This is a genomic window from Vreelandella alkaliphila, assembly GCF_016107625.1.
In the GTDB taxonomy this organism is placed as follows: domain Bacteria; phylum Pseudomonadota; class Gammaproteobacteria; order Pseudomonadales; family Halomonadaceae; genus Vreelandella; species Vreelandella alkaliphila.
Map to the genome: position 1 here is coordinate 593771 of NZ_JABASV010000001.1, position 15199 is coordinate 608969.

Genomic DNA, 15199 nt, shown 5'->3' on the forward strand with positions numbered 1-15199 from the left:
AATGCTTACAGCAGCGCTAACTGACGCTGAACCGGCGCAAAGCTCCGGCGGTGTTCGGCAAGCGGCCCGTGTGCAGACAATGCCGCTAAATGTTCTTTCGTTGGATAACCTTTATGGCGGGCAAAGCCATAATCAGGATAGCGCAGATCAAGCTCAGCCATCTGAGCATCTCTGGCCACCTTGGCCAAAATTGACGCAGCGGCGATCGCAGGATGGCGGGCATCACCTTTTACCACCGCTTGCCCAGGAAGCTCGTGGCCGGGCAACCGATTACCATCTACCAATAAATATTCAGCCGCGGGTATTAAAGCATCAATGGCACGCCGCATAGCAAGATGAGTGGCATGGTAGATATTTAGCTGATCAACCTCAGCAGCACTGGCCTCGGCCACAGCAAACGCTAGCGCACGTTCGCGAATCTGCACATCCAGCGCTTCGCGTTTCTTAGCGGTGAGCTTTTTTGAATCCGTCAGCCCTTCAATAGGGCGACTAGGATCAAGAATCACCGCCGATGCCACAACACTGCCAATCAGAGGCCCACGCCCAACTTCGTCAACGCCCGCTAAGAAGTCACCACGATAGTCGATCACTAAGGGGGAATAGTCAGTCGGCTTAACGGCCATGATGATTCCCTTCTTGGGAAGCTATTTCGTTGCTATCCAATGGCTGGCCCGCCACCATCGCGGAAATTGCTTGTGCCGCCCGTTGGCTGGCATTGCGCTGTAATGCACGATGCATATCGGCAAAGCGTGCCTCCAGGGCGTTACGTTCTTGGGCATTATTAAGCATTTCGCCGAGCCGATCAGCGATCGTTTCTGGTGAGGCAGCGTCCTGAATCAGCTCGGGCACAACGCCCTCTTGAGCAATCAAATTGGGTAGTGAAATCCACTCGGTTTTCACCAACCGCTTTGCCAGCCAGTGGGTCGTCGGTGCCATTTTATAAGCCACTAGCATTGACCGATGACATAGCATGGCTTCTAGCGCGGCGGTGCCCGAAGCCAGCAACACAGCATCGCTGGCTACCATCGCCTCGCGAGCCTGCCCTTCCAAGAGCATGACACGCTCGCTTAACGTGGGGTAGCTTGCCAGGAGCTGGGTGATTTCTTGATAACGCTGGTGGGTCGCTGCGGGAATGACCACATGTAGCGCTTCATTACGCTGACAGAGCAGCTCAGCAGCGCGTAAAAACGTATCACCAAGAAAGCGTATTTCATTACCCCGGGAACCAGGCAATATTGCCAGAACAGGGGCTTGAGCAGGCAATGCGAGTGTTTGGCGAGCCGCTTGGCGGTCATTCTCAAGCGGTAATTCATCCGCTAATGGATGACCAACAAAGGCGACCGGTACCTGGTGCTGATGGTAAAAGTCAGCCTCAAACGGCAGTAGCGTCAACATGCCATCAACCGCCTTGGCGATCTTTTTCACCCGCCCTTGCCGCCATGCCCATACCGAAGGGCTGACATAGTGAGCTGTCTTTAATCCGGCGGCACGCAGCTGTTTTTCAAGGCCGATATTAAAGTCAGGCGCGTCAATGCCAATCATAATATCCGGCTGCCAGGCGAGCGCTTCTTCACGCAGAGTGCGGCGCACGCGAATGAGCTCTGGCAAGTGCTTGATGACTTCAACAAGACCCATCACCGATAATGTTTCAAGGGGAAAGCGGCTCGTCAGACCATGCGCTTCCATGCGAGGCCCACCCAGCCCACGAAACTCAATGTTGGGGTGACGCAGCTTCAGCTCGTGCATCAATCCTGCCCCGAGGATATCGCCGGAGAGTTCACCTGCAACAATATAGACGCGCTGAAGTGTCATGATGACGGGAGAAGTAGTGGCATTTGAATCCATCGTTGATGTCAGCTAGACATCAATATCGTTAGCGGACGATACCGCGCGTTGACCGTTCAATAGAGTCGGCAAACGTGGTGACTTCGGGCAGATCGAATCGGCTGCGCATTTCGCTAACCGCCTGTTCGACAGTTAAGCCCTGGCGGTATACCAGCTTGTAGGCACTGCTTAATGCATTAATCGCGTCTCGACTAAAGCCACGGCGCTTCAAACCAACAAGATTAAGGCCTCGCGCTTCAGCAGGGTTGCCATTGATCATCACATAGGCGGGCGTGTCTTTGGTAATAATCGACCCGCCTCCGGCCATCGCATGTTCACCAAAGTGACAAAACTGGTGAACAGCCGCTAGGCCACCCAAAATGGCGTGATCGCCGAGAACCACATGACCTGCCAAAGTAACTTGGTTAGCTAGGATACAGTCGTTGCCAATCACACAGTCATGACCGACATGAACATACGCCATAAATAGGTTACGCGAGCCAATAGTGGTTTCGCCGCGATCCTGCACGGTACCACGATGGAGGGTAACGCCTTCACGGACAACGTTATCATCCCCCATTACCAACCGTGTTGGCTCGCCCGCGTATTTCTTGTCTTGGCAGTCTTCTCCTACCGAAGCAAACTGAAAAATTCGCGTACGTTCACCTAGAACGGTAGGCCCTTTAATAACCACGTGGGGGCCTATCACAGAGCCAGCGCCAATCGTGACGCCTGGCCCAATAACACTAAACGGGCCAACCTCAACGTCGTCAGCAAGCTGCGCTTTGGGATCAACCAGTGCAGTAGGGTGTATCAAGCGACCTTCCTCTCAGCACAAATAATTTCCGCCTCACAGGCTAATTCACCATTAACCGAGGCACGGCAGGCGAACTTCCAAATACCACGTTTCCCACGGATGACATTGGCTTCCAGGACTAACTGGTCTCCCGGCATAACAGGGCGTTTGAAGCGCACATTATCGCTTCCTACTAAATAGTACACATAGCCGTCAGCGGGCAGCTTATTGACTGTTTTAAACCCTAAAATACCGCACACCTGAGCCAGCGCCTCTAAGACTAAAACACCTGGCATAATGGGATGGTGCGGGAAATGGCCATTAAAAAACGGCTCATTAATACTGACATTTTTGTACGCAACGATGGATTCACCCACGGTTAATTGCGTTACTCGATCCACCAGCAAAAACGGGTAGCGATGAGGCAAGTATTCGCGAATTTCGTTAATATCCATAACCATCGTAACGACCTCTAAAATGACAAAAGGCCTGAATCATATCAGGCACGCGCCAGCAAAGTTGCTGGTTAAAAAACAGTGAATTATAACCTGCTGCTATGCAGCCTCAAGCTAGCTGTATCTATATTGCTGGCATAATTCTACTTACTGCGATGGCTTTTCTCTAAACGAGATAAACGCTTGGCTATTTCATCTAGCTGTTTAAATCGCACCGCATTCTTGCGCCATTGGGTATTACTCATGGCACCAGTACCCGAAGAGTAGACACCTGGCTCATGAATCGAATTGGTCACTAGACTCATCCCCGTTACCTGCACACCGTCACAAATAGTAAGGTGTCCGGACAGTCCAACGCCCCCTCCGAGCATGCAGTGTTTACCCACTGTCGTGGAGCCAGCAATGCCAACACATCCCGCTAGTGCACTGTGATCACCAATGATTACGTTATGCGCAATCTGTACCTGGCTATCGATTTTTACATCGTTGCCAATGACGGTGTCTCCCAACGCGCCACGGTCAATGCTTGAGCAGCTGCCGACTTCAACATCATCGCCTAGCACAACCCCGCCTAATTGAGCGATTTTGTGCCATCCTGCCCCGTCATGGGCAAAGCCGAAACCATCACCACCGATCACACAGCCGCTTTGCAAAATCACTCGCTTGCCCACAACAACACCGTGGCAAACAGTAACGTTGGCGTGTAGCCGAGTATCATCGCCAATCACACTATCGGCACCAATCACACTGCCAGCACCAACAACTACACGCTCACCTAACACAACGCCTGCCTCAATCACTGCATGTGCTTGAACAGAAACACCTTTGCCCAACATAGCGTCATCCGCTACAACAGCTGTAGGGTGAATACCTGTAACATCCCGAGCAGGTAACGGATCAAATAGTTGGGAAAGCTTTGCGTAACCTAAGTAAGGATTAGCCATCTCTAAGCGCGGAACAGGGCAATTCTTGCCATGCTCAGGATGAAGCAGCACTGCCGCTGCTTTTGTGGTTGCTAGATCTTTTAAATACGCACGATTAGCGAGAAATGCGACTTGATCAGGCGCTGCCTCTTTAAGCGTTGCAAGACCCCGAATCGGCTGTTCGGCGTCGCCTTCAAAATCGACGTCCAAGTGACGTGCAATATCCGCAAGGGTAAGGTGATGAGGAGCGTGCGTCATAGAAGCCCAGAGAAACATGGGTGCGGGCTAGCCCGCACCAACAGTCCTAAAATTAGTTTAGCGAATCAAAAATCTGTGTGACTTCATTAGTCACATTAGGCAGGTCAGTTGATGAGTGCAACACCCCTTGAGGTTCGACCAGAACATCAATGTTGTGGCGCTCTAGCACCTGCTCTACCGCTTGTTCCAGCTTGGGCTCAGCGCCTTCAAGAAACCGCTGCTCAGATGCTTGCTGCGCTTGGATCACTTCACGGCGCAGCTGCTCAAAGCGGCTACCCTTTTGCTGAAGCTCAGCAATGAGCGGATCTCGCTGAGACTGAGACATCGTCTCACCTTCACGCTGTAAACGCTCTTGTAGGCGTTGAAGCTCTTCGCCCAACGCTTGAGCCTCACGCTGCTGGTTACCGATTTGGCCTTCCAGTTGGCTCAACGATGACTGAGCCGACTGTGTATTCATCAACGCGGCGCGCCAATCAAGCACTGCCACTTCAGCGGCAACAGCGTAGGCGGGTAGCGTCATTGCACCAAGTAGGCACACAGCTGCTGTCAGTTTACGCATCGTGTTAACTCCTTTTTATTAGGTAGGTACCAACGTATCCCACCATGTTAGAACGTTTGGCCCAGCGAGAACTGGAAGAACTGAGTATCGTCACCGCTTTTATCGCTTAACGGCTCTGCCACGCTGAAGGTCAAAGGGCCTACCGGCGTTAGCCACGAAAGGCCGATACCAACGCTGTAACGCAAGTCACCCAAGTCGACTCCAGAACTGCATTGCTGGCGCCCAACATCTGCTTCCTGCACATCATAGCAAGAACTCAAGAAGGTATTACCCGCGTCGAGGAAGAGCGACGGTTGAATCGCACGCTGATCTTCCACAAAGGGCATTGGGAAGAGCACTTCTGCCGACCCTTCTACCAATATATTGCCACCCAACGTACGGTCACGACCACCATCTCGAGTCGGCGTTGTACGCTGTCCCAGGGTGTTTGAAGTAAAACCACGTACTGAACCTAAGCCACCCGCATAGAAGTTCTCATAGAACGGATAAGGATCATTGCTACCCAGCGTGTCGGCATAGCCTAGATTACCGGTAAACTTCAACGCCCAGGTCTGGTCATCATTGATCGGGAATAGCTGCTGGGCACGAGCACGCAGCTTGTAGTACTCCGCATCACTACCAGGGACACCTGTTTCTAGCGATACACGCTGATAGTTACCCGCTGTTGGCATAATGCCACGGTTCAAGTTATTACGTGTCCAGCTCGCAGTCAGCTTCAGGCTTTGTGCATTATCGCCTTGATCTTCGACGTAACGAATAATTTCTGAGGCAGAGTCGTTGTAGGTTTTAACCGTGATTTCTTCAAGACTGGCGCCGAAGTTCAGACGGGAAAGCTCGCTGATGGGATAACCGAAGTTAATACCAGCGCCGTAAGCATCGGTGGAGAACGTCGAAATATCGGAGTCGCCGTAATCAGTTTCCCGATAAAAGAGATTATAACCGCGCGAAATACCATCCAGTGTCCAATAGGGATCCGTGAAAGCAAAGTTAACACTGGTAAACGTATCACTACGTTGTGCACCTACGTTGACGCGGTTCCCGGTGCCCAGGAAGTTATTTTGCGCCAGACCAACGCCGTAAATCACACCTGCGCTTTGTGAAAAGCCGACACTGGCAGAAACTGAGCCAGACGGCTGCTCTTCAACGTTATACGTTACGTCTAGTAAGTCAGGCTGTCCCGGGACCGGTTGCGTATCAACCTCTACTTGGCTAAAGAAGCCGAGACGCTCTAAGCGTTGACGCGACTGAGTAATCGACTCAGTCGAGGCAGGTGCACCTTCTAACTGGATCATTTCGCGACGCAATACTTCGTCTTGCGTTGTGGTATTGCCGAAAAACTCAATGCGACGTACATAAGTTCGCTGACCAGGGTTGACCGCGATCACTAAATCAACCGTTTCACCATCACCGGCCATTTCAGGGATACCTTGAACTTCAGCAAACGCAAAGCCTTCCGCACCAAGTCGCTGGCGAAGCGCTTCAGTAGACGCGTTGAGATCCCCACGAGAGAACGTATCACCACGGTTAATAGTCAGTAGTTCGTTCGCTTCGTTTTCGCTAATTTGCAGGTCACCTGCAAAACGAATGTCGCCTACTTGGAACTGATTGCCCTCATCAATATTTAACGTGATGAAGATCTCTGACTTTTCAGGACCAATCGATACCTGTGTTGAGGTGACATCAAAATTAACGTAACCACGATCCAGGTAGAAAGAGCGTAGTCGCTCAATGTCACCTGCAAGCGCTTCACGAGAGTAATCATCCTTAGAGAACCAACCAAAAACACGCCCTGGCCGATCATTTAGCTCGAATACGTCGCGCAGCGTCTCGTCGTCGAATGCCTCATTACCAACAATATTGATCTGTCGGATTTTAGCGACTTCGCCTTCATTAACATTGATATTAACCTGGACGCGGCCCTCATCAATTTCATCAACTTCAACATCGATGCCTGCGCTGTAGCGTCCCTGAGCTTGATAAACCCCTTCAAGCTCACGTTGAATCTCTTCCAATGTGGAAAGCTGAAGCACCTGCCCTTCGGAAAGGCCTGATTCGCGTAGGCCATTGCGCAGATCCTCATCAGAAATCTGCTGATTCCCTTCGATGTTCAAGCGCGCGATGGTCGGCCGCTCAACCACCTGAATAACCAACACATCCCCCTCGCGCGCGAGGGAAACATCTTCAAACAAGCCTGTGGCAAACAAATCTCGCGCAGCAGCAGCAAGCTGCTGTTCGCTAACGCGATCATTGGCATTGACGGGAAACGCATTAAAGACCGAGGCGGCAGATACCCGCTGCAGTCCTTCCACACGAATGTCGGAAACATCAAAGGATTGTGCTTGGGCACTGCTGGTACCTACCAGCAACAATGCCGCCATTCCAAGGGTCTTGATTTTCATGCAGTCAGTTCGCTCGCGTTGGTCTGCCCATCATTCCAGATAGGCACCATATACATTTGTGCAGGCAGATGACAAGGCATCCAGCGCCCTACACGCGTCATTACCACAGGCGCATCAGATCAAAATAGAGAGCCATTAACATTAGGGTGCCTACCATGGCAAGCCCAATACGCAACCCTACTGCTTGCGTTTGCTCAGAGACCGGCCGCCCACGCACGACCTCTATAAAATAATAAAGTAAATGCCCACCATCGAGCACAGGTATTGGCAGTAGATTAAGCACGCCAAGGCTGATGGAAAGATACGCTAGAAAGCCTACGAACGCTTCCATCCCCGCACGAGCAGAGTCACCTGATATCTGCGCGATGGTAATCGGCCCCGAAAGGTTCGACGGTGAAATAAGCCCCACCAGCATCTTACGGATAGCATCTACCGTCAGTAGCGTCATCTCACCTGTACGTGATAACGCCTGACCTACCGCTGCTACAGGCCCGTAACGAATTTCACGTTGAAACTCTTCAGGCCATGTTACCTGCTGCGCTCCGGCACCAATGTACCCAACCTCACCGCCACTCTCCAGCGTATTACGACCAGGCGTTAAAGAGAGGCTGCCCTGCTCATCACCACGCTGGTAACTCACCACTAGGGTTTGGCCTGCACTCTCACGAATAACCGAGACAAACTGCATCCAATCATCAATTGGCTCGCCATCCAGTGACAAAATACGATCACCTGCCCGCAGGCCAGACTGTGAAGCCGCCTGGCCATCAATCACTTGGCCTAGCACCGCGGGTACGTTGGGGCGCCAAGGAGTAATACCCAAACTCTGCATTGGCTGGGGCGGGTCCTGGCGAACCATGTAGTCAACAACAGGAAGCTGATAAACCCGTGAGGCATTCGCCCCTTCAGGCTGCGCCTCAAGCATCAAGTCACCATTAAACCCGATCATGGAGACAAGCTTTAAGTTAATCTCTTCCCAGGAGCGCATAGCATCCCCCTGGATAGAGGTAATCTCTGCACCGTGAGAAAGCCCTGCCTCTGCCGCAGGAGAGTTAGGAGCAACATCGCCCACTACTGGGGCAACGGTTGTGGTGCCAGCAACAAACAGTGCCCAATAGGCCACAATCGCGAGTAAAAAATTTGCAATCGGGCCAGCAGCAACAATAGCGATACGCTGCCACACATTTTTACGATTAAATGCTTGATCTAATTGCTCTTCAGGTACAGGCGCTTCACGCTCGTCAAGCATTTTCACATAGCCGCCTAGCGGTATGGCCGCCACCGCAAACTCTGTGCCGTGACGATCAACGGTCGACCACAGCGGCTTACCAAAGCCAACCGAGAAGCGCAGCACTTTTACACCGCAGCGCCGCGCCACCCAAAAATGGCCAAACTCGTGAAAGGTTACCAACAACCCCAGTACCACGATCACCGCTAATATGTTCTGAATCAGGCCCACTCTTCGCTCCTTTACATAACTCGCTGATCAACGATGGCTGATGCCAAGCGAATTACTAGCATACTATTAGCGCCGCCTGCTCCCGTGCCCACTGATCTGCAGATAATATCTGATCAAGCGTGTCCGCACGTCCTTCAAACGGTAGAGCCATCACTTTTGCCACTACATCAGCAATCGCGCTGAAGCCAAGCTGTCCTTCCAGAAAAGCTTCCACGGCGACCTCATTCGCCGCATTCAAAATCGCCGGTGCAGCGCCGCCCTTGTGCATAGCATCGCGGGCGAGCGACAAGCAGGGGAAAAGCGCTTCATCAGGGGCTTCGAAATCCAGACGCGCCACCTGAAAAAGATCCAACGTCTCAACACCCGCATCAATCCGTTCCGGCCATGCCAATCCATAAGCGATAGGCGTACGCATATCAGGATTACCCAGCTGCGCAATCACCGAACCATCATCATAGGCAACCATAGAGTGAATAACGCTTTGCGGATGAACTACAACCTGTATCTGATCAGGCGTTGCATCAAATAGCCAGCACGCTTCGATAAGCTCTAAGCCTTTATTCATCAACGTCGCGCTGTCGACGGAGATTTTGCGCCCCATTGACCAGTTAGGATGATGACAAGCCTGCTCGGGGGTCACATTAGCGATATCTTCTGCCTGCCAGCCACGAAAAGGGCCGCCAGAGGCGGTGAGCAGCAGCTGGCGAACACCGTGCTGACGCAATCCACCTCTATGCTCGGTAGGTAGACATTGGTAAATAGCATTATGTTCGGAATCAATCGGCAATAAAGTTGCACCTGAGCGAGCAACAGCGTCCATAAACAGCGCGCCACTCATCACTAAAGCTTCTTTATTGGCCAACAGTACGCGCTTACCTGACTCGGCAGCTGCTAGCGCAGGTAGCAGGCCCGCTGCGCCAACAATAGCGGCCATAACGGTATCCACCTGCCTGTCTCGTGCCACCTGGCAAAGCGCCATAGCCCCTGAAAGAACATTGGTAGTGAGGCCTGATGTTAAAATTGCTTGCTGCAACCAGGCCGCATCCTCAGGATCATCTAACACAGCAACAACTGGACGATGAACACGACATTGCGCTAAGAGCGCTTCTTTTGAGGTATGAGCCGTTAAGGCATAAACGCTATAACGATCTGGATATTGAGCAATGACATCAAGAGTACTTTTACCAATTGAGCCTGTTGAACCAAGCACTGTAATACGTTGAACAGCTGGTGGGCTCATAGGACGCTCACCTGTAGATGGATCACCTGCAGATAGAACAGCGCAAAAATAGGCACTGCTGCCGTCAAGCTATCAATACGATCCAATACGCCACCGTGGCCTGGCAAGAGCTGGCTTGAATCTTTGATATCCCGATAGCGCTTAAGCATACTTTCGAGAAGATCACCAAGCACTGAAACTAGCGTAACCAATCCGGTAATCACTACCAGTGCAACACCGCCCATAAGATTAATGGGCTGCCACACAGCGAACACAATCGCTAGCAATAGTGTGGCCGCAAGGCCGCCATAAACACCTTCCCAGGACTTACCTGGGCTCACTTTTGGAGCAAGCTTATTTTTCCCCCAACGCCTGCCAGCAAAGTAGGCGCCAATATCAGCGGTCCAGACCAGCAATAGCACAAACAGCAGCCATACAGCACCACTATCGCGGAGCACATTGAATCCTACCCAGCACGGCAGCAGCACCCACACACCCATGAGCAACCGACGAGAAGTGGCTTGCCATTGGTTGGCAGTATCAGGGTAGTGAGTCACCCAATAAAGATTAATCACCCACCCCACAGCTGCCAGCCAAAGCGGCCAAGCGGCTAGCGCTGCCTCTCCCAGCCACATCGCCAGCATTAATACTCCCATAACAGCCACCAGGAAAAATCGCGCTCCCTGGCGGGCTACACCGGCTAAGTTGGTCCACTCCCAAGCACCTAGCAGCACAATTAGTGCTGTAAACAGTGCAAAGGCTCCACCTTGTAGTCCGAACAAGCCGATCAGCGTCAGGGGCGCTAACCAAGCTGCTGTAATCATCCGCTGTTTAAGCACCTTGCGCCTCTATTTGTGCGTCGGTCATACCAAAACGACGGCGACGTAGGCAAAAGTCGTCCAGCGCTTCATCAAGCGCCGCCCCGTTGAAATCTGGCCAGAGCAGTGGCGAAAAATGCAGTTCTGCATAAGCCAACTGCCATAACATAAAGTTAGATAGCCGCTGCTCCCCGCTGGTGCGGATGCATAAATCTACCGGCGGTACATTGTGCGTATTCATTGCCGCATCGAGACGCGCCTCATCAATATCGGAAGCCACTAACTCACCTGCGGCTACTTGCTCCGCCAACTGCCTAGCCGCTCGCGCAAGGTCCCATTGGCCACCGTAGTTGGCCGCAATCACCAGATGCATGCCAGTATTCTCTGCGGTTAACGACTCGGCACGCTGAATATGCTTTTGGATCGCATAGGAGAAACCACGCTGTTCGCCAATAATTGACAGGCGAATATTACGATCATTGAGCTTTTTGACTTCACGCTTAAGCGCCATCAAAAAAAGCTCCATCAAGGCATTCACCTCAGCTGCTGGACGCTTCCAATTTTCACTAGAAAAAGCAAAAAGACTCAGTGTCTGAACGCCTCGCTGCGCAGCGCGTTCAATAACCGCCCGCACGGCTTCAACACCGGCTCGGTGACCGCGTACTCCGGAAAGCCCACGTGCACGCGCCCAGCGGTTATTACCATCCATAATAATAGCAACATGGGATGGCGGTGCCTCCTCGGATCGAGAAGGCGGTGTGCCATCCTGCTGCGCTTGGGGAAGCTGCGGAGACGTCATGGGTTCTCGCACCAAAGATCAGTCATAGTAAAGCCAAGCGATGGCCCACGGGCAGCCAAGCTCCCCGTGGTTGATTGAAAGCAGGTAGCTATTTTTACACTAATAACTATACCTGCATGAGATCTTGTTCTTTTGCGGCAAGCGCTTTATCAACCTCAGCAATATACTTATCCGTCAACTTCTGGATTTCGTCTTCGCCCTGGCGCTGATCGTCTTCAGTAATTTCTTTATCCTTCAGCAAAGACTTAAAATCACCGTTGGCATCACGACGTACGTTACGCACCGCCACGCGCGCATGTTCAGCTTCGCTACGCGCCTGCTTGATGTAACCTTTGCGCGTTTCTTCGGTCAGCATCGGCATCGGCACACGAATGACATTACCGGCGCTGGCAGGATTGAGCCCCAGATCAGAGGTCATAATTGCCTTTTCAATCTTAGGCACCATGCCCTGCTCCCAAGGCGTCACTGTCAGTGTACGAGCATCTTCCACGTTAACAGAAGCCACTTGATTTAGCGGCACCTGGCCACCGTAATAATCAACGGTAACAGCGTCGAGAATACTGGGATGAGCACGCCCCGTACGGATCTTGTTGAAGTTACTGTGCAGCGCTTCAACGCTTTTCTTCATGCGAGATTCTGCATCTTTCTTGATGTCATTGATCACGATATTACCCTCTGTCTATCAGCGTGCCTTCCTTGCCCCCTACTACCAAATTCAGCAGGGCACCAGGCTTATTCATATCAAATACCCGCACCGGCATATTATGGTCACGTACCAGGCAGATTGCGGTCAAATCCATAACGCCCAATTTTTGGTCTAGGGCATCGTCGTAGGAGAGCTGGTCGTACTTCACGGCATCGGGATGCTTAACCGGATCTTTATTGTACACGCCGTCCACTTTGGTGGCTTTGATCACCACGTCAACATCTACTTCAATACCACGTAAGCAGGCTGCAGAGTCGGTCGTAAAGAAAGGGTTACCCGTACCAGCTGAAAACAGCACCACGTCTCCGGACGTTAAGTAGCGGATGGCGGTGCGGCGGTCGTAATGCTCCACCACACCACTCATGGGAATCGCTGACATTACCCGCGAGCGAATATTGGAGCGCTCAAGTGCATCCCGCATTGCTAGCGCATTCATCACTGTTGCCAGCATTCCCATGTGGTCACCCGTCACCCGATCCATGCCGGCTTCATTAAGCGCCGCGCCACGAAATAGGTTTCCACCACCAATCACGATACCCACCTGAACGCCAATACCAACCAATTGGCCAATCTCTAGTGCCATACGATCCAGCACTTTCGGATCAATACCAAAATCGTGCTCACCCATTAGCGCTTCGCCAGACAACTTCAGCAAAATACGTTTGTATTTTGATTTCGACTTTTCAGCCTTACTGGCAGCAACTGCGGGGGCGGACTCTTGAACTTCACGTGACATGGCATCTCTCCTGAGGCAGACCTGAACACAGGCGGGCGAGACGACCCCAGTTTTTCGCAGGGGCCGGATACACAAAAGCGTGCGCTCGCGCGCACGCCATCTTCTTTCTGAAACCTCTGACCTTAGCGACGGCCAGCCTGTTCCATAACTTCTTTAGCAAAGTCGACTTCTTCTTTCTCGATGCCTTCGCCCACTTCAAAGCGAGTGAAGCTAACCACTTCGCCACCCGCCGCTTTCACGAACTCGGCAACGGATTGGTTCGGGTCTTTAACGAACGGCTGTTCGGTCAGGCTGTTCTCGGCCAGGTACTTTTTCAGACGGCCTTGAACCATTTTCTCAGCGATCTGCTCAGGCTTACCGGCCATGTCCGGCTGGGCCAGAATAATCGCTTTTTCTTTATCCAGCTCTTCCTGCGGCATATCTTCTGGGTGCGCAACCGACGGATTGATCGCTGCTACGTGCATAGCAACGTCTTTAGCAGCTTCCGTGTTACCACCTTTCAGAACGGTCAAGACGCCGATACGGCCGCCGTGAACGTATTCACCTACAAGGCCACCTTCAACGGCGTTCACAACAACGGCACGACGCACACCGATATTCTCGCCGATTTTCTGCACCAGCTGCTCACGAGTAGACTCGAGGTCGCCAGCCATTACCGCTGCAACGTCTTCATTTTTCGCCGCAAAGAACGCATCCGCGATCTTGTTGGTGAAAGCGATGAAGTTGTCGTCACGGGCAACGAAATCAGTTTCGGAGTTGATCTCGACCATTACGCCGTAGCTGCCGTCTTCTGCTACGCGAGTAACAACGGCACCTTCTGCAGCGGTACGACCCGCTTTTTTCGCGGCTTTAAGGCCGGAGCTTTTACGCAGGTTCTCGATTGCAACTTCGATATCACCGTCGGCTTCAGTAAGTGCTTTTTTACACTCCATCATGCCAAGACCGGTACGTTCGCGCAGTTCCTTAACCTGAGAGGCGCTGATAGCAGCCATGAGTTTTCACCTCGGAAATGGTTCTAGCTGAAAGTTAAACGCGCTACAGAGTATAGGCTCGGTAGATGACCGTTGCGTATCACTTTGTAGAGCATTCGCCGGCATTAAGCGTCCGGCATAATCGGCCCACTTGAGCGAACTCAAAGCGGGAAAAAGGGGGCATAAGGCCCCCTCTTAAACATGATGCGGCTTATCTGGCCGCCGCACCACTGCAACCGTTACTCGGCAGCAGCGTCAGTGTCGGCAGAAGCGGCTTCTTCAGTCACTTCAACAAACTCTTCCGGACGACCTTCTTTTGCACGACCACACGCGTCAGCAATTGCTTTCACGTAGATCTGAATAGCGCGGATGGAGTCGTCGTTACCCGGGATAACGTAATCAACGCCATCTGGGTTTGAGTTGGTATCTACCACACCAATAACCGGGATACCCAGTTTGTTGGCTTCGTTGATCGCGATGCGCTCGTGGTCAACATCGATAACGAACAGCGCGTCAGGAAGGCCGCCCATGTTCTTGATACCGCCAATAGAACGCTCAAGCTTCTCTTGCTCGCGAGTTGCCATCAAGACTTCTTTCTTGGTCAGCTTCTCGAACGTGCCGTCTTCGCGCATGGTTTCAAGATCACGCAGACGCTTGATGGACTGACGAATGGTCTTGAAGTTAGTCAGCATACCACCCAACCAGCGATGGTTGACGAACGGCTGGTTAACGCGGTTTGCTTCTTCTTTGATGATCTTGCTAGCGCTGCGCTTGGTGCCAACAAACAAAATTTTGTTGTTGGATGCCGCCATCTTCTCAACCACGTCGATCGCTTCGTTCAGCGCCGGCAAAGTGTGCTCGAGGTTGATGATATGAATCTTGTTGCGCGCGCCGAAGATGAACTTGCCCATCTTCGGATTCCAGTACTTGGTTTGGTGACCGAAGTGAGCGCCTGCTTTCAGCAGGTCACGCATATTAACGTGAGACATGATAAAACTCCTGAAACTCGGGTTAGGCCTCCACGCACCCCATGGATCCGACCAGTGGCATCGTCAAACGCTGCCAGCGGCACCCGGGACCATGTGCCGGTGCATGTGTGTTTTCAAGGCTTGCTGTTTAGTAACACAGATTTCTGCATTACGTTTAAATAGCCTTTCTGCAGATGACCAACTGAAAAAGAAGCATCGGATGGCGATTGCAGGAAAGCGCGCGGCTTTATACCATAGATCATTACCAAGATGAAGTCACAGCGCATGTAACGGTCTTAATTTACCGCT

At 52.1% G+C, this 15199-nt stretch carries 15 protein-coding genes; all 15 read right to left on the reverse strand.

Features of this window, described 5'->3' with window-relative positions; genetic code table 11:
- Positions 1 to 5 precede the first annotated feature (5 nt).
- Positions 6 to 623 (reverse strand): ribonuclease HII, encoded by a 618-nt coding sequence (gene rnhB, locus JFC11_RS02655; protein WP_120385801.1) that lies wholly within the window; start codon positions 621 to 623, stop codon positions 6 to 8.
- On the reverse strand, positions 613 to 1812 hold the full coding sequence (gene lpxB, locus JFC11_RS02660) for a lipid-A-disaccharide synthase (protein WP_198348705.1): 1200 nt from the start codon (positions 1810 to 1812) through the stop codon (positions 613 to 615). Before lpxB ends, rnhB begins: the two co-directional genes overlap by 11 nt.
- A 61-nt stretch (positions 1813 to 1873) precedes the next feature.
- Positions 1874 to 2641 carry an acyl-ACP--UDP-N-acetylglucosamine O-acyltransferase gene (gene lpxA / locus JFC11_RS02665; RefSeq protein WP_198348660.1) on the reverse strand — a complete coding sequence of 256 codons (768 nt, stop codon included), beginning with the start codon at positions 2639 to 2641 and terminating at the stop codon, positions 1874 to 1876.
- Positions 2638 to 3081 carry a 3-hydroxyacyl-ACP dehydratase FabZ gene (fabZ, locus tag JFC11_RS02670; protein ID WP_038481200.1) on the reverse strand — a complete coding sequence of 148 codons (444 nt, stop codon included), beginning with the start codon at positions 3079 to 3081 and terminating at the stop codon, positions 2638 to 2640. Before fabZ ends, lpxA begins: the two co-directional genes overlap by 4 nt.
- A gap of 137 nt (positions 3082 to 3218) precedes the next feature.
- Positions 3219 to 4256, reverse strand: coding sequence for a UDP-3-O-(3-hydroxymyristoyl)glucosamine N-acyltransferase (gene lpxD / locus JFC11_RS02675; RefSeq protein WP_038486502.1), 1038 nt, complete (start codon positions 4254 to 4256; stop codon positions 3219 to 3221).
- 52 nt (positions 4257 to 4308) lie between these two features.
- The gene (locus tag JFC11_RS02680) at positions 4309 to 4815 is read right to left on the reverse strand and encodes an OmpH/Skp family outer membrane protein (protein WP_038481196.1); all 507 of its coding nucleotides are present in this window, start codon (positions 4813 to 4815) and stop codon (positions 4309 to 4311) included.
- A 47-nt stretch (positions 4816 to 4862) separates the two neighbouring features.
- Positions 4863 to 7214: an outer membrane protein assembly factor BamA gene (gene bamA / locus JFC11_RS02685; RefSeq protein WP_422822553.1), complete on the reverse strand. Its 2352-nt coding sequence runs from the start codon at positions 7212 to 7214 to the stop codon at positions 4863 to 4865.
- Positions 7215 to 7314: 100 nt separating this feature from the next.
- Entirely contained in the window at positions 7315 to 8673 is a 1359-nt protein-coding gene (rseP, locus tag JFC11_RS02690) for an RIP metalloprotease RseP (RefSeq protein ID WP_038481192.1), read from the reverse strand.
- Between the two features lie 55 nt (positions 8674 to 8728).
- On the reverse strand, positions 8729 to 9913 hold the full coding sequence (ispC, locus tag JFC11_RS02695; RefSeq protein WP_198348661.1) for a 1-deoxy-D-xylulose-5-phosphate reductoisomerase: 1185 nt from the start codon (positions 9911 to 9913) through the stop codon (positions 8729 to 8731).
- Entirely contained in the window at positions 9910 to 10731 is an 822-nt protein-coding gene (locus JFC11_RS02700) for a phosphatidate cytidylyltransferase (RefSeq protein WP_198348662.1), read from the reverse strand. The genes ispC and JFC11_RS02700 overlap by 4 nt, the downstream gene beginning before the upstream one ends.
- Positions 10724 to 11509, reverse strand: a complete 786-nt coding sequence (uppS, locus tag JFC11_RS02705) for a polyprenyl diphosphate synthase (protein ID WP_198348663.1) — start codon at positions 11507 to 11509, stop codon at positions 10724 to 10726. Before uppS ends, JFC11_RS02700 begins: the two co-directional genes overlap by 8 nt.
- A gap of 106 nt (positions 11510 to 11615) precedes the next feature.
- On the reverse strand, positions 11616 to 12173 hold the full coding sequence (gene frr / locus JFC11_RS02710) for a ribosome recycling factor (RefSeq protein WP_038481172.1): 558 nt from the start codon (positions 12171 to 12173) through the stop codon (positions 11616 to 11618).
- 4 nt (positions 12174 to 12177) lie between these two features.
- Positions 12178 to 12951 carry a UMP kinase gene (gene pyrH, locus JFC11_RS02715; protein ID WP_038481158.1) on the reverse strand — a complete coding sequence of 258 codons (774 nt, stop codon included), beginning with the start codon at positions 12949 to 12951 and terminating at the stop codon, positions 12178 to 12180.
- Positions 12952 to 13073: 122 nt separating this feature from the next.
- Positions 13074 to 13943 (reverse strand): translation elongation factor Ts, encoded by an 870-nt coding sequence (gene tsf / locus JFC11_RS02720; protein WP_038481144.1) that lies wholly within the window; start codon positions 13941 to 13943, stop codon positions 13074 to 13076.
- 218 nt (positions 13944 to 14161) lie between these two features.
- Positions 14162 to 14911 (reverse strand): 30S ribosomal protein S2, encoded by a 750-nt coding sequence (rpsB, locus tag JFC11_RS02725; protein ID WP_038481130.1) that lies wholly within the window; start codon positions 14909 to 14911, stop codon positions 14162 to 14164.
- Positions 14912 to 15199: the final 288 nt, after the last annotated feature.

What these genes read in the sequence shown, in the direction of transcription:
- uppS (WP_198348663.1), bottom strand. Translation starts at nt 11,509, where the DNA reads ATGACGTCTCCGCAGCTTCCCCAAGCGCAGCAGGATGGCACACCGCCT.
- tsf (WP_038481144.1), bottom strand. Translation starts at nt 13,943, where the DNA reads ATGGCTGCTATCAGCGCCTCTCAGGTTAAGGAACTGCGCGAACGTACC.
- bamA (WP_422822553.1), bottom strand. Translation starts at nt 7,214, where the DNA reads ATGAAAATCAAGACCCTTGGAATGGCGGCATTGTTGCTGGTAGGTACC.
- ispC (WP_198348661.1), bottom strand. Translation starts at nt 9,913, where the DNA reads ATGAGCCCACCAGCTGTTCAACGTATTACAGTGCTTGGTTCAACAGGC.
- lpxB (WP_198348705.1), bottom strand. Translation starts at nt 1,812, where the DNA reads ATGACACTTCAGCGCGTCTATATTGTTGCAGGTGAACTCTCCGGCGAT.
- lpxD (WP_038486502.1), bottom strand. Translation starts at nt 4,256, where the DNA reads ATGACGCACGCTCCTCATCACCTTACCCTTGCGGATATTGCACGTCAC.
- pyrH (WP_038481158.1), bottom strand. Translation starts at nt 12,951, where the DNA reads ATGTCACGTGAAGTTCAAGAGTCCGCCCCCGCAGTTGCTGCCAGTAAG.
- rnhB (WP_120385801.1), bottom strand. Translation starts at nt 623, where the DNA reads ATGGCCGTTAAGCCGACTGACTATTCCCCCTTAGTGATCGACTATCGT.
- JFC11_RS02680 (WP_038481196.1), bottom strand. Translation starts at nt 4,815, where the DNA reads ATGCGTAAACTGACAGCAGCTGTGTGCCTACTTGGTGCAATGACGCTA.
- fabZ (WP_038481200.1), bottom strand. Translation starts at nt 3,081, where the DNA reads ATGGTTATGGATATTAACGAAATTCGCGAATACTTGCCTCATCGCTAC.
- rpsB (WP_038481130.1), bottom strand. Translation starts at nt 14,911, where the DNA reads ATGTCTCACGTTAATATGCGTGACCTGCTGAAAGCAGGCGCTCACTTC.